Genomic DNA, 14136 nt, shown 5'->3' with positions numbered 1-14136 from the left:
CGACCAGATTTCGGCAGTCATTCCAAGACGTAGCCATGATCAGCGATCGTGCTTGGATTGAGAGAGCGCATGGACCTAACGACCCGTCGAAGCGGACGTTTTTGAGGTCGCCCAGAAGCCCTTGCGCCGCAGCAAGCACAGAATGGCTCCTGTCAATCAGGACAACCAACGTGTCCGGCTGGCCCGCAAGTTGCAGGGCCACCGCCCGGCCGACTGGCCCGGCTCCGATGACGACGTGGGACCTCCCGCACATCGTGCTTTAGCCTTTGTTGCCGGCCACGGTCGAGGCGGGCTTGCGCCGGGTCATGCGATAGCCAAGAAGAGCAATAGCCGTTTGCAGCAGAGCCAAGCCGGCAATTAATAACGTCAGTGTATCGTACCCCAGGTGAACTGAGACGATGCCGGCAGCGAAAGGAAAGAAATACAAGCCGAGGAAATAGGAAAGACTGAAGATGATCTGCACCAAGGTTCGGGACTGCGGCGCAGTCACGCGGACAGCTTCTGCCTGCATCAGGGGATACGATAGCCCGTAGGTTATGCCGGTCGCTAGTGATCCCACCGCGTAAATAACAGGATGGCCCGGAGAGTAGTGGAAACCGAGAAGCGAAATAACCATCCCGCCCAGGAGTAGCGGCAAGATCCGATCGGCCGCACCGCGGCTCACGCGCGGACCAATTGCAAACCTAGAGCCGACTACTGCTATCGCCCAAGAGCCAAAAAATATTTCATACCGAAGACCTGAATTGTTCGCAAATGGAGCTTGGAAGTTTATCAACGTGGTGTAAATGCTTGCCGACAGCAGTACGAGTACAAAAAACATTGCAGAATTGCTAAAGAGGAGAGTGAAAAGGTCGCGTGCAAGCGAGGCGTTGTTGGGAATATCGGCGTTGCGGATGTTCGCCGCACGCTGCGCTGCCCAGGATGACAATGCGGAACCTGCCGTCGCCGCAAGCATTGCCAGAATGAACATGTCCAGCGTGCCCAAGCCGGTGAACCGGGTAAGGAGGCTGCTTAGCAGAGGTCCGCAGGTTACCCCTAAGGTTGAGAATGCAGAGTAGGCCATGAAGCTCGATGACCGGTCTGCATCGCTTGAGAGGGCGGCAATGCAGATCGAGCCCACGGTGAAGTGCAGCGCCCATCCACCCGATTGCAGCATGTAGCTCAGGAAGTAGGGGAGTGTCGCACGCACTCCCGAAAGCTCGTTTACGAGGATGGTCGCGCAGCCTGCTGCATAGAGAAGCCCGCCGATAGGTGCAAGCCTTCGCACGCCAAACCGCCGGGCGAGCGAAGGACTGATCAAGACTATTAAGATGGCGGTCGCCATGCCTGCTGCTGAGATCGAGCCAAAAAAGATCTCGTCTCGCCCAATCGACAACAGGTAAACTGGAAGCAGCGCAAAGATGCCCATCGAGAAGGAAATCAGGCATCTTTCAGCGATGAACATACGCCTATACCACAGAATACGAGTGCTGGCGATTGAAATAGCGGGGGCGTTCATTTCTCGTTCCATGAAGTTGTTCGCGGCTTCCGCGCGGAGCGATGTTGTATTTCAAGGCTAGTCGGCCGTTCTGTGCGCACATGTCTTAACGTGCTAAGAGCAACGCGTGCGCAACCGTAGAGCATCGCTTTGCTCCAACCCTCCATCGTTGCTACCCGTGACACTAACCACGACAGTCAGCTCCCGCCCGCCTGACAATGGAGATGCTCAAGATTCATGCCAGTTTGATCGATTGAGCCGAAGGAGGAATTTTGTGGTGTCTTTTCAGTCGATTAGCTGAAGAAAAGCTAGGGCTCGGCTAAAGAAGGCCCCTATCGTGAACTCGACAAACCCGACAGAAGATGTCGGGCGGCGCCGTGGAGACGGCTATGCCTGACTTCGGTGAGTCACAACTATCCTACAGGAGTTGAGAGGCGGGTAGGGCCTCAGGATGGCCGCCGCGAGGTGCGCTACGACACGATGCCGATGCTGCGGCGCGGCACGTGCCTGCGACCACGCCTTTATGTCGGTGGGGCGCAACAGCGATCGAACTCCCGAGGCTAAAAGCGGTCGGACGATACGCACGCTTCGACTACCGATCCAGAAGCGGGCCTCCACCGAAAAGCCAACTGCGCCGAGACTAGGCGCTGCCGCATCTGGGATGGGTGGTGGAGATCTGTAGCGGTTGCTCGATGCCGACCCGGTTTCAGCCGGGGCTCCCATCGCGGAGTGGCGGTGCCTTAACTAATAGAGCCTCGCCCCGTCTATCGGCAGGCGATCATGCCCGGAGCCGGAAGTCTGCGGTCCGAAAACTTTTATGGACGAAATGCGCTCGGTGCCGATGACACATCGCTGGCGCATTAACGAAGCCGGCCTGCATTGCGGTTATCTGGGCCGCAATGATCCGGCCGCTTTCATCTTCACCGCATGGGCATCAAAGGCGGTCGCCTTTCGTGTTCTGCGGCCGCCTCCTCTGCCGGTCAACATTCTTTACTGCCGCATTCTAAGGCCTCAGTTGAAGTCTAGGATGAACCGCCGATTAGGTGAACGGATAGGCCGTGCGTTCTGGGGATAGAGCGAGGTAAATCGAGCAATATCCGCAGCGTCGACCTCTACCGGTTCTTTTGCCAACATCCATTCAACGTTCTCGGTGCAGGGCGGCGTCGTCAATGATCCCTCATAGGTCCAGTAGCTGAGCGAGGCCGGGAGAAGCCCGCTGGGATCGATATCGGCGGCCATTGACGCGCCTGGCCACGCAGGGAAGACTGCTGCCAGGCTTGCAAAGCTGGCATTTGTCGCGCCTGGTATCAGAAAGACTCCCAGGACACCAAAGCTGTCGCTCTTTGTGTCCTTGTGGACGAAATGCACTTCCATCGGGAAACTCTTGCCAGCTATGCGATGCTCGCTTGGCGCATGAAAATGGAATTGGATCAATTCGAAAGTGCGATCGCCGCGGGTCAGCGTGCTGCCTTCCGGCATATTGATTTGAATGGTATGGCCGTTGTTCACCATCTTGCGGCGGCCCTTGTGCCAATCTACTGCGATACGCGGCATGTCGGCCTTGACGGCGTCGGTAATATCAACGGGTGATTGCTGCGTACCCGCCGAACAGACGAAATTCTTCCTGTCCAGATCGGCCCAGTGCTCGGGCCCCACCTGACCGGTGTATCCCCAATGGGCCCCATCCGCACGCGCGGCCGCGGCACAGATGAGGCAAGCGCCCTGTGCAACGAACCCTTTGATCAGGTGACGACGGTGCATATTGCTTTCCCTTCCTTACGCGAATTGATGCTTTTCCAATTGCAAAAAGGGGGCCGTTGCGAGGACAGACGCATTCGATCCAGCGAGTTGATCGGGTCCCGACATTGGGCCTAGCTTAGCTAACCAAGCTTCACCCTCCAGCTTTCGAATCATGGGACGAATCTGGCTGCTTCAAACCATCTCATCGGCTCTAACGAGCAGCCGCAATCAGCCTCTCGGCAAGTCTTGTCCGGCGAGCGATTATCTCTGATCCTTCATAGGAAAGGTGGCCGCTGTCCCGGTAAAGGAATTTGCCATCGATCTCCGTCTTGCATGCTGTGCCGTCGCACAGAAAGTCGTGATAAGAAATGACCTCTACGCCAGCCTTCAAGGCCACCTGGTTCAAGAGCTCGAGAGTGTCGGAATGGCTTCGACGGTACTGTGCGACGTATATTTTACAGTCACTGTAAAGCCCGACAATAACAATCCCACGTGCCTTCCTCTCAAGACATTCACCGATGTCGATATTCCCAACTGGTGGAGGAGCAAGAACGACCACTCGCTTGCCCAAGGCGCGGACGGCTTCGACGAGAGCCTTGATGCCATCAACGGCCTCATCAATAGAAAGATTGACCTCGGTGAAAGTATCTTTGGTCCTCTTAAGCAGCATGAATTCACCCGGCGCCGCGACGCCAAACGGGCTTGAAATGACAACGGTCTTTATTTCGGGTCGAGCTTTCAAGATACGCAAAACGCTGTCATTGAAGCGAATACAGCTCTCGCCGAAGGCGCGGGAATAGGGAGACGCTGTCGGCGGCTTCGAGAAACCAGCTATTCCGACAGCAGGGAGGCACGCGCTCATCGTGAGCTGAGCCAGTCCCGTTTCTCCGATTGTCTTGGCCAAGCCGGGAACCACCGCCATGGCAAATGAATCACCCCAGACCAGCAACTCGGGCTTGTCTGTCGTTTGGCAGTTCCGAGGGATTTCCTGAGGAGGCGATCCGGGCCTGAAATCACATGCTGGTCCCAAACCTTCGTTGATCCGTCGGATATAGGCAAAGTCAATGTTGCTCTGGGTCGCTGCAATGGCGAGCGAGGGCGAGAAGCCGAGCAGAACCGATACAGCAACAAGACCCGAAGCCAGCCGTACACGGGACGTCGCATATCCCCGCCGGAACGGCTCTTCCACGAAACGGTGAAGAACCCAGCTCGCGACAAATGAGAAAGCAACTGCCGCATAGATCGCAAGGGCAGGTGTATCTGCAAGCCAAGCGGCCCGCACAAAGACGAGCACCGGCCAATGGATCAGATAGAGCGAGTACGAGACATCTCCTATCCTCGCCATGCCTCGAACCGCCACATTATCTCTACTGGGCGCAAGCAGGAGGACCAGCGTTGCGAGACAAACCACAGCCGCATCCTCGACCGGATGAGGGGAGCCAGTGGGGACAACGGCAACAAAGAGAAGCAGTGTGAGCGCCGGGAGGCGCAGCCTCGAAACCTTGGCAGCCACGTTGGGGTTGATGGGAAGCAAGGCCCCGAATGACCCCAGGGCCATTTCCCAACATCGGGTCGGCAAAAGAAAAAATGCGGCGGATGGATCGCGGGAGGTTAAATAAAGGCATAGCGAGAAGCTGGCAACGAGGAGCACGCCTACTCCTGTCAGCCACCATCTCCTCGGAGCCAACGCCAAGAAGGCAGGGAGCAGCAAATAAAACTGCTCCTCGATAGCGAGCGACCAGAAATGCAGGAGGGGCTTCGTTTCGGCGGCGCCACCGAAGTAGTCGGACTGAAACCAGAGAACGATATTGCTGGTGAATGTGAGGGCCCCGAGAACCTGGTTTTGGAACCCTTTCAGCTCCACCTCCGACAGGAAGAAAGGCGCAGCGATCGTCGTGAGCGCAATGACGACATAGGCAGCCGGCAACAGGCGTTTAGCACGCCGGTAGTAGAACTCCCAAAAGCTGAACCGTGATTGTTCAACATGCGTCCTGACGAGGCCTGTGATCAGGAACCCCGAAATGACGAAAAAGATGTCAACGCCAAGATAAGCTGCGGCGCCCGGACCAAGACGGGCGTGATAAAGAACAACCAGAAGAACGGCCAAGCCTCGCAAGGCCTGAATATCGGTTCGCAAATATCGCGGCATAGACTACCTGATATAGAGGTGATTTTACTAAAGTGAGATGTCACAACAGTGACGAAGACGACCGTGGCCTTATCCTACCGGTTGAGTTCTTCGCGTCACCGAGTTCCCAAGTCTGGACGTCACTTCCATGCTTACGAGCGCCATTTGCATACGTGTGCTCGACGTGCTTTGAAACCAATCAGATCGAGATTTGCCTCATTTCAAAAAATTCGAAAAATCAATTGTTTCGATGGCACTTATCCACACCATGGATAGTAGGGCGGCTGCATAACGATTGAACGGCGACTTTTTCTCTCACCCATTGCAGAAGCGATTGCCTGGGCAGTTCGGAGGCTTTTGCATATCCAATCGTCTATTGCTGCATGCATTCGACCCCCCACCCGCCGAACCTCGGGTTGGGATCGTCTTTCTGATTTCCAGACAATCATATGGTCGTGGAGCGTCTTTGTGGGCAAGCTCCTCACATCAGCCTGGTGATGGGTCTGGTAGCGCAGTTATACGGCTCTCCAGTTTCATCTCGCAGAGGGTCATCGTCGAGACCGGAACGAGAAGAATACGGAAGCAGAGTCGATGAACGTTTTCCGGTGATGAGATAAATGGAATTCTGTCGTTATGCTCTGTCGTAGCGAACCGCTCAAAGAGAACGAATCTCGCCTCAAATGTTTTCCGGCAGATAAATCTCAAACGGCAAAAACGTCTGCCATGGCGCCTCCGCGGTGCCTGTCTCGATTGCCCTGGCCATCAACGTCATCAACTCTTGGCAAAGCGGGCGCAGGGGCGTGGCAACCGCCATCGTAATGAGGTCGTCCGCGAGTGCTGCCCGCGACTCTGGCGTGATCTCGTTGACGATCGCGAGGAGATTCCGACCATCGCCCTCTTCCCGGAGCGCAGCGATGGCGCCCTCCGTGCCTCCGCCGGCGACATACAAGCCGACAAGTTCGGATTCGCGTTGTATGACATCGAGCGTGGCCTCGTAGGTGGTTTGCCGCGTATCGAGATTCACGCGCGTGTCCAGCACCTCGAACATCGGCGCTTTCTCACGAAAGTATGAGCGAAAGCCGGTTTCTCGCAATTCGGGACCCTGAAAACGGTGGCTAACGACCAAGACCGCCACCTTGCCCGGCCTTTTTGCAACCTTGGAAAACATCCAGGCGGCCGTCCGTCCAACCTTGCGGTTGTTGAGGCCCAGATAGCCCTCGCGCACGCCGGCGGCAAAATCGGAAAGCAGCGAAAAAACCGGGGTTCCGTTCGATTTGAGTTCTTCGACAGCTGCCGTGACGGTTGGATGATCCGGTGCCATCATCGCTATCGCGTGGCAGCGTGCACCCATGTCCTCGAGCAGCTCGACCAGGTCGCCAGGCCTATGCGACGGCGCGAATTCAACGACTGGAATGCCCCGGAAGGACTGTGCCGCGCTGACAGCAGCTTTGATCTCTCGCGCGAAATCCTGATAGAAATGCTCGGCCGGCATTCCGAGAATAAAGCCTAATCGGTACTCCGGCAAAATCCGCTGCGCGCGCTGCTGCATCAGACCAGCTGCGTTGTAGCCGATGACGCGGGCCGCCTCGCAGACCCGTCGTGCGGTCTGTTCCCTCACCAGTCGACGGCCGTTCAAAACCCGATCGACGGTCGCTACGCTAACCCCGGCTTCGCGGGCGAGATCTGCAATTGTGGGGCGCTTAGTCATGATTCGAGTCTAACAGGAAGTCATGGGGAACATACAGGACGGGGTCACGGAATTTGACAGAATGTGTCAGTCTGCGGTTGATGCCGCGATGTCGCAGTAGATCCCTTCTTCGCCGGATTCGGCGATTACGGTGCGTGCTCGTTGGCAGTTCGACGCAACTGCATCGACACGCATCGACCGAAAGAACACATATGCAGCACGAGGTCTTTCAGGTCTCGGAGCCAAAAAGGACTGATCCCAAACGGCCCGATCATCAGGCGCGCCCCCCTCTCACGAGACGATCCGCACACCGCCAGAGCGCGCCCCTGACGTATCCGCACCGGAGAAGTGTATTGTTGGGTGCAAGCAGCTTTCATTTTCCCGGCGCCCACAAGCCCATAGCAGCCTTTCGGCGACGGGCGAGTTCAAGAAGATTTCGAACAATCGCGGCTGCTTCGATACGCGCCCGGAATTATTCCATAGCGTTTCAGCTTGTCGTAGAAGGTTTTGCGGGGCACCTGCAGAAACTCGGTCGTCCTCCTCACGTCGCCATCGCATTCCCGCAATGCGTTGCGGATAACGGTCGCCTCATAAAGACTAACCTTTTCGGAAAGAGAGAGACTTAATTCAGCGTCTCTTTTTCCAGGGGGCGAATTCGGCGCCCCTTCAAGTCCCAATACAACCCGATCCGCGAAATGCGCAAGTTCGCGGACATTGCCGGGCCAATCATGGCCCATGAGATGATTACGCACGGCCGCGGTTATCTCCCACACTGGCTTGCCGAAGCGTTTGCACGCGCGTTCCAAGAAATGCGCAAAGAGGATCGGGATGTCCTCGCGCCGCTCGCGAAGAGGCGGAATATTGACCGTCACGACGTTCAGACGGAAATATAGATCTTCCCTGAAGTCACCGCGGGCGGCCGGATCGCTCAGATCGACCTTCGTCGCAGCCACGACACGAACATTGATGCTGCGGGTTTCGTTGGTTCCGAGTGGCGTGACCTGGCGGGTCTCGAGTACCCTTAGGAGTTTAATCTGGAGTGCAGGCGGCATGGACTCAATTTCGTCGAGGAATAGCGTGCCGCCATTCGCGTATTCGAGGCGACCGATCCTACGCCTGTGCGCACCGGTAAACGCGCCTGCTTCGTGGCCGAAAAGTTCGCTTTCGATGACACTTTCGGGCAGCGCCCCGCAGTTCAAGGCCACGAACGGCTTGGTACTTCGTCTGCTCCAGCGGTGAAGCAGATCCGCGACCACCTCCTTACCCGTGCCGGTTTCACCCTCCACAAGGACGTCCACATCCGTATCGGCGATCTGGCGAATCGTTTCTCGCAGCCATGTCATACTCGGCGCGTTCCCTAGGAGAGGCATATCGCCCGCGGATCGGACGACCGCATCCCTAAGGCGCCTGTTTTCCAGGACTAGGTGCCGGTTTTCGGAAGCGCGATTCAGCGTCACCAAAAGCCGGTCGGTCTCATATGGCTTGGAGATGAAATCGTAAGCGCCGTCCTTGATGGCGGCAACGGCGAGTTCGACGTCGCCGTGCCCAGTGATAAGGACAAAAGGGATGTCCGTATCGATTGCTTTCACCCGGTCAAAGAGCTGAAGCCCGTTCATTCTGGGCATGCGGATGTCGCTGACGACGGGACCATTGAAGTTCTCGTCGATTCTGGCGAGTGCGGCCTCGGCGGAATTGACGACGATAGGGCTAAAGCCGGCAAGTTCCAGCATCTGCCCTGCAGCGGGCAGCAGATCATCGTCGTCGTCAACGAAGATGACAGGCCCTTTTTCGCCACTCATTCGGCACGCCTCAATTCGATGGTGAAGGAAGTCCCCCTCTCGTGGCTGGTATCGAGCCGCAACGAGCCGCCGAGTTCGCGAGCGATTTCCTCTGAAATAAGCAGGCCAAGGCCGAGCCCCTTTTCCTTGCTTGTGGTGAACGGCATGAAGAGGCTCTTGCGAATTTCAGGGGCGAGGCCGGCACCGTTGTCTCGAACCGAAATGGTGACTGTTTCCTTGTTCTTGGCAAGTGCTATCTCGATCCGCGGCTCCGGCAGGCCCTTCAGGGCATCGAGCGAATTCTGCAAGAGATTGACCAGGATTTGCTCCAGCCGAACGAAACTTGCCATCACCGTCGGAGACGGATCTGTCCGTTGCCGTTCGATCGTCACGCCGCATTCGCGGATGCGGCCCGAAAGGAGCGAAAGCGCCCCGTCGATCGCCTCCTCCGCCGATATTGGCCCCACGGAACCGGTTGCGCGGCGAGAGAACGACCGCAGCGTTTCGGTGATCGCCCCGATACGTCCCGTTATAGCGATGATCGATTTCAAATTCCCGGCGGTTTCTCGCGGCCTGTCGCCTTGGAGAAGACGTGAAGCATTCTCGGCATAGGTGCGAATTGCGTTCACCGGCTGGTTAATCTCGTGAGCAACTCCGGCTGCGATCTGTCCAAGAATTGAGAGGCGATTCGCCTGAGAGAGTTCTTCACATAACCGGCGCACCTTTGCCTCGGCATTCTCGCGCTCGGCTATCTGAGCTGCGAGCGCTTCGTTCGAGCGGCGGAGCTCTGCCGTACGCAAGTTGACGCGATGTTCCAGTTCCGCGTTCATGTGCGCAAGCGCGTCCTGCCGTTGTCGGATCGCCCGGCGCCGTCGAACAATAACGGAAACGGCAAATGCCACGAGCACGAGGGCAAGCAGTGCTGTCGCGCGGGCTGTCATCATCGCCGCGGAAATCTCTGCATCGGCAGGAATGAGCAGTGACAGCCGCCAACCTGGGACCACTTTGCCGAGATCCTGCGAAACCGTGACAAAGCCGGCTGCCTTGTCGGCGGTACTTGCGGTGACCAGGTTGCCGCCGCGGTGCGAAAGCGGAACGGGCTCGAACGCCGCGCCAGGCAGCTGCAGATGATCGCGGGCGATTTTTGCCTCTTTTTTGGAAAGCGGAGAGAGAGTGCCAAAACGCCATTGAGGCACGCTGGTCGAAAGGACGACGCCGCGCTCGTCGCTCGTGAAGACTACGAAACCGCTCTCGCGCCAGCTCGACTCCACACGGTCGAGCTCGACCTTCACCACGACGACACCGAGTGGCCCCTCCGGTCCATCGATCCGGCTCGACAAGAAGAGGCCGGGGCGCTTGCTAACGGTACCGAGTGCGTATTGCGTGGCCATGCCGCTCGCCATCGCTTCAACGAAGTAGTGACGGAAACGGTAATCGCGGCCGACAAAACTGGTGGGCTCGCCGGCATTGCTCGCAGCAACCGTCGTTCCCTCACTGTTGATGACGTAGATGACTGAAGAGGCGGCGTCGCGCGCGATGGCTCGAAGCTTTTCATCCAGCGCAGCTTCCCCACCGGTGCCCGGACTGCGAAGCATCTCCTGGACCGCACCATCACGAGCCAAGACGCGCGGAATTAATCGCTGCTTCTCGACGTCTCCTTTCAAAGTGTCGGCTGCAAGTGGGCGCGCGGCAAGAGCACGGTCGCGTAGGTCTGACTCAGCTTTGGTGCCGGCAATACGGCCGGCTGCAAAAACAAAAAAACCGAGCCCCGGACCAAGAAGTGCAAACAAAACCACAAGCCAGAGAAACCTGCCGGTGCCCAATCTGCCAGGGAAGTTGAACGGGGCCTTATGCAAGCCACCCTCGCTGATGCCGTCGTTTGCTACCGCGTTCTCCAGACTCAATCTTAGTGCCGGATTTCGCCAAATGGAACCACAGAGTGCGGAAATTCACACATGTGCGTGGCGCAACCTCCCTGAAAACATCCGAAATTGCGCGATCCGCTCGGCCTCTCCGGTTGGCATATGTCTTGCGACGAACAGCGCAGCAGCGTCCGACCGGAGCGCAGCGATCGGGAATAACCCGGGGAGGAGAGGCACTGCCGAGATCCGGTCTGGGAGAGAGATTTATGTTGACCGCAAAGGGCCCCAACGCAAACGCCGCGCCTCGCAAGCCTTTCTATGCACGGCTTTACGTGCAGGTGATTGCCGCCATCGCCCTGGGCGTCGCGCTCGGCCATTTCAACCCCGAAATCGGCGAAAACATGAAGCCGCTTGGTGACGCCTTCATCAAGCTCGTCAAGATGATCATCGCACCGGTGATCTTTTTGACCGTCGCGACCGGCATCGCCGGCATGCACAGCCTTCAAAAGGTCGGCCGGGTAGCCAGCAAGGCGATGGTCTATTTCCTCACCTTCTCGACGCTGGCACTGATCGTCGGCCTCATCGTGTCCAATGTCGTTCAACCGGGCGCCGGCCTCAACATTGATCCGGCCTCGCTCGATATCCAAGCCGTCAATCCCTATGCCGCAAAGGCCCACGAGCAGTCCGTGACGGGCTTTCTGATGAACATCATTCCGACCACGATTGTGGCCGCCTTTGCAGACGGCGACATCCTTCAGGTCCTTTTCTTCTCGGTCCTGTTTGGCATTGCGCTTGCGATGGTTGGAGAGATGGGCAAGCCGATCAGTTCCTTCCTCCAGGCGCTCACCGTGCCGATCTTTGCGCTCGTTGGTATCCTGATGAAGGCTGCCCCGATCGGCGCGTTCGGCGCCATGGCCTTCACAATCGGCAAATACGGCATCGGCTCCGTCGTCAATCTCGCAATGCTGGTCGGGACGTTCTACCTCACGGCTTTTCTCTTCGTGTTTATCGTTCTCGGCGCGGTCTGCCGTTTCAATGGCTTCTCGATCGTTTCTCTCATCCGGTACATCAAGGAAGAGCTGCTATTGGTTCTTGGAACGTCCTCCTCGGAGGCCGCGCTGCCCACTCTTATGGAGAAGATGGAGAAGGCTGGCGCCAAGCGTTCAGTCGTGGGCCTGGTCATTCCGACGGGATATTCCTTCAATCTGGACGGCACCAACATCTATATGACGCTCGCGGCCCTCTTTATCGCCCAGGCGACGAATACGGATCTCTCGATCGGCGATCAGATCCTATTGCTACTCGTTGCTATGCTTTCCTCTAAGGGAGCGGCGGGGGTCACCGGCGCCGGATTCGTCACGCTGGCCGCTACTCTTTCTGCGGTGCCGTCCGTTCCGGTGGCTGGCATGGCATTGATCCTCGGTATCGACCGTTTCATGTCCGAGTGCCGGGCCCTTACGAACATCATCGGCAATGCCGTGGCAACGCTCGTGATCGCCCGTTGGGAAGGCGAATTGGATCAGGCGCAGTTGGAAGCCGCGTTTGCAGGGCATCATCTTGCCGAGACATTGGCCGGCCAGCCACCCGTCCCGCAGCCGCCAAGTGAGGCCGCCTCGTTGCGACCCGTCCCTTCGCCGGATCGGTCACCACCACAGCACGGGCAAGCCGCAGACACCAAGCGAGGACTCGCGGATTGATGAAAACAAACGCGGCGACAGCAGCCCAATCGCGCTTGAGCAAACAACGTTCATCACTATGCGGGTTTTTGCCTGGAGCGCTGTTCACCGGCGCCGTGTCGACCATAGAGATTCAAACGAATCGACCCCGGGAAATCCAGCACGAGGATCGGGCGGTCCTGGCCGGCTATTGACGCGAGCGGTAGAAATACTGTGGCGCCTCATTAGCCGTGGTCGAAAAGCAATCTGGCGCAGATCAACGCCGCTTCGCAACCAGCCTCCAATATGTCGATGAACAAACGGCGAGCCATGCATACGCGAAGCATAGCCTCAGAAATAGACGTTTCGTCATGCCCCTTTAAAACCATCGCACGGAGGCAGATGAAGTCGATGAGGCAGTGTTGTTAGAAATAGGAACGAACATTAATTGGCTCTTACAAGAAAGCTAATCTGAGTTTGAAATGACCTCAGACAAAAAGGATTATTAGCACTTATACAGGAAGTAGTGAAATTGGTGGGGAGCTAAACATGAGCAAGTTGAGGGTGGATGATTGAGCCCTCGAGTCGACTGGAGAGGATATGTCGGGAACAAAACTAAAAAGCGTGCTTTCGTCGTTTTCGCAGGTGCCAAGGGAACTAAAGCCTTTGCCCTCCGATCGCCATTCGCTGGACGATAGCTGCGTCCGGTTGAATACGAACGAGAATCCATTTCCGATGCCGGAAGTCGTAATGCAAAGTGCAATTGCCGCCCTTGAGCAGCAGTATCTATATCCAGAACACGACAACATCGGTTTGAGGGAAGCGGCGGCTGATGCCTACGGCCTCACCAAGGATCAAGTGATTGCCGGAAACGGATCCTCCGAGCTGCTGGGACTCATCTACAGAGCCTTCCTCGCCCCTGGCGACAGCGTGGCGATGCTATCGCCGGGCTTTTCGTTCAACCGCAAACTCGCCATGTTGCAGGGGGCTCAATTTCTTGAAATCGAATGCGGTCAATCTGATGTCCTGCCGGTAAAGGAATTGCTCTCTGGTCCCGCAGAAGGCGCCAAATTCATTCTTCTAGCTAATCCGAACAATCCAACTGGAACATTCGTTTCGGTGGCCGAGATCGAACGCCTCGCGGCGCAGTCGGATCGCCTGATTGTTCTGGATGAGGCCTATGTCGACTTCGCCCCGGATAATGGCCTGCGCCTTATCGATCATTATCCCAATATTCTGCTCCTACGGACATTTTCAAAAAGCTACGCCGCCGCCGGTATCCGTATCGGTTTTGGATTGGGGCACCCCGAAATCATTGGAAGGCTGCGCAACATCCAAAATGTTTTCAACATGAACGTGATCGGCCATGCGGTTGGCGTCAGCATCCTTGCGCATCGCGACGCCTATGAAGAGAACCACAGATACATCAAGCAGGAACGGGAGCGCGTGTCCTTCGCGCTCTCGCAACTGGGATTTTCCGTAACGCCTTCGCATGCAAATTTCTTGCTAGCCCGCGTGCCGCCAGGACAAGACGGTAGGTGGTGGCAAAAAACGTTGAAGCGGCGGAAAGTACTGGTCGCGGCTTTTTCCGAGTCATTTTTGAAAGAACACATAAGAGTAAGCATAGGCACAAGAGAACAAATGGACATACTGCTGTCTGAGATGTCTGATATACTAAGAAGACTAAAGAAGCAAGTATAACACATCTGCCTATAGAAATCATATTTATATCCCCGCGGACAGGGGTTGCTTCGCAAAAATATGTCGTTGCTCTGAGCGTTTCGAGCGTCGTTCGAAGCAAGGACCTTC

8 protein-coding genes are annotated in these 14136 nt (G+C 56.9%); 2 read left to right on the top strand and 6 right to left on the bottom strand.

Features of this window, described 5'->3' with window-relative positions; translation table 11 throughout:
- Positions 1 to 259: 259 nt before the first annotated feature.
- From RFM41_RS31180 to RFM41_RS31155, 6 genes are all read right to left on the bottom strand, one after another.
- Entirely contained in the window at positions 260 to 1498 is a 1239-nt protein-coding gene (locus RFM41_RS31180; RefSeq protein ID WP_320216511.1) for an MFS transporter, read from the bottom strand.
- 990 nt (positions 1499 to 2488) lie between these two features.
- Positions 2489 to 3238 (bottom strand): carbonic anhydrase, encoded by a 750-nt coding sequence (locus RFM41_RS31175; protein ID WP_320216510.1) that lies wholly within the window; start codon positions 3236 to 3238, stop codon positions 2489 to 2491.
- A gap of 190 nt (positions 3239 to 3428) precedes the next feature.
- The gene (locus RFM41_RS31170; protein WP_320216509.1) at positions 3429 to 5366 is read right to left on the bottom strand and encodes an acyltransferase family protein; all 1938 of its coding nucleotides are present in this window, start codon (positions 5364 to 5366) and stop codon (positions 3429 to 3431) included.
- Positions 5367 to 6021: 655 nt separating this feature from the next.
- On the bottom strand, positions 6022 to 7053 hold the full coding sequence (locus RFM41_RS31165; protein ID WP_320216508.1) for a LacI family DNA-binding transcriptional regulator: 1032 nt from the start codon (positions 7051 to 7053) through the stop codon (positions 6022 to 6024).
- 404 nt (positions 7054 to 7457) lie between these two features.
- The gene (locus RFM41_RS31160) at positions 7458 to 8831 is read right to left on the bottom strand and encodes a sigma-54-dependent transcriptional regulator (protein ID WP_320216507.1); all 1374 of its coding nucleotides are present in this window, start codon (positions 8829 to 8831) and stop codon (positions 7458 to 7460) included.
- Positions 8828 to 10714: a sensor histidine kinase gene (locus tag RFM41_RS31155; RefSeq protein WP_320216506.1), complete on the bottom strand. Its 1887-nt coding sequence runs from the start codon at positions 10712 to 10714 to the stop codon at positions 8828 to 8830. The genes RFM41_RS31160 and RFM41_RS31155 overlap by 4 nt, the downstream gene beginning before the upstream one ends.
- Before the next feature lie 224 nt (positions 10715 to 10938).
- On the opposite strand from RFM41_RS31155, the gene RFM41_RS31150 reads away from it, so the two are divergent.
- Both RFM41_RS31150 and hisC read left to right on the top strand, forming a co-directional pair.
- Positions 10939 to 12369 carry a dicarboxylate/amino acid:cation symporter gene (locus RFM41_RS31150; RefSeq protein ID WP_320216505.1) on the top strand — a complete coding sequence of 477 codons (1431 nt, stop codon included), beginning with the start codon at positions 10939 to 10941 and terminating at the stop codon, positions 12367 to 12369.
- 558 nt (positions 12370 to 12927) lie between these two features.
- Positions 12928 to 14028, top strand: coding sequence for a histidinol-phosphate transaminase (gene hisC / locus RFM41_RS31145; RefSeq protein WP_320216504.1), 1101 nt, complete (start codon positions 12928 to 12930; stop codon positions 14026 to 14028).
- Positions 14029 to 14136 lie beyond the last annotated feature (108 nt).

The organism is Mesorhizobium vachelliae (genome assembly GCF_033977325.1).
Lineage (GTDB): Bacteria > Pseudomonadota > Alphaproteobacteria > Rhizobiales > Rhizobiaceae > Mesorhizobium > Mesorhizobium vachelliae.
The sequence above is the reverse complement of the archived record's forward strand: the minus strand, read 5'-3'. Positions and strand labels throughout refer to the sequence as shown.

Coding starts and splice junctions, on each gene's coding strand:
- RFM41_RS31175 (WP_320216510.1), bottom strand. CDS start 3,238: ATGCACCGTCGTCACCTGATCAAAGGGTTCGTTGCACAGGGCGCTTGC.
- hisC (WP_320216504.1), top strand. CDS start 12,928: ATGTCGGGAACAAAACTAAAAAGCGTGCTTTCGTCGTTTTCGCAGGTG.
- RFM41_RS31160 (WP_320216507.1), bottom strand. CDS start 8,831: ATGAGTGGCGAAAAAGGGCCTGTCATCTTCGTTGACGACGACGATGAT.
- RFM41_RS31165 (WP_320216508.1), bottom strand. CDS start 7,053: ATGACTAAGCGCCCCACAATTGCAGATCTCGCCCGCGAAGCCGGGGTT.
- RFM41_RS31170 (WP_320216509.1), bottom strand. CDS start 5,366: ATGCCGCGATATTTGCGAACCGATATTCAGGCCTTGCGAGGCTTGGCC.
- RFM41_RS31150 (WP_320216505.1), top strand. CDS start 10,939: ATGTTGACCGCAAAGGGCCCCAACGCAAACGCCGCGCCTCGCAAGCCT.
- RFM41_RS31180 (WP_320216511.1), bottom strand. CDS start 1,498: ATGAACGCCCCCGCTATTTCAATCGCCAGCACTCGTATTCTGTGGTAT.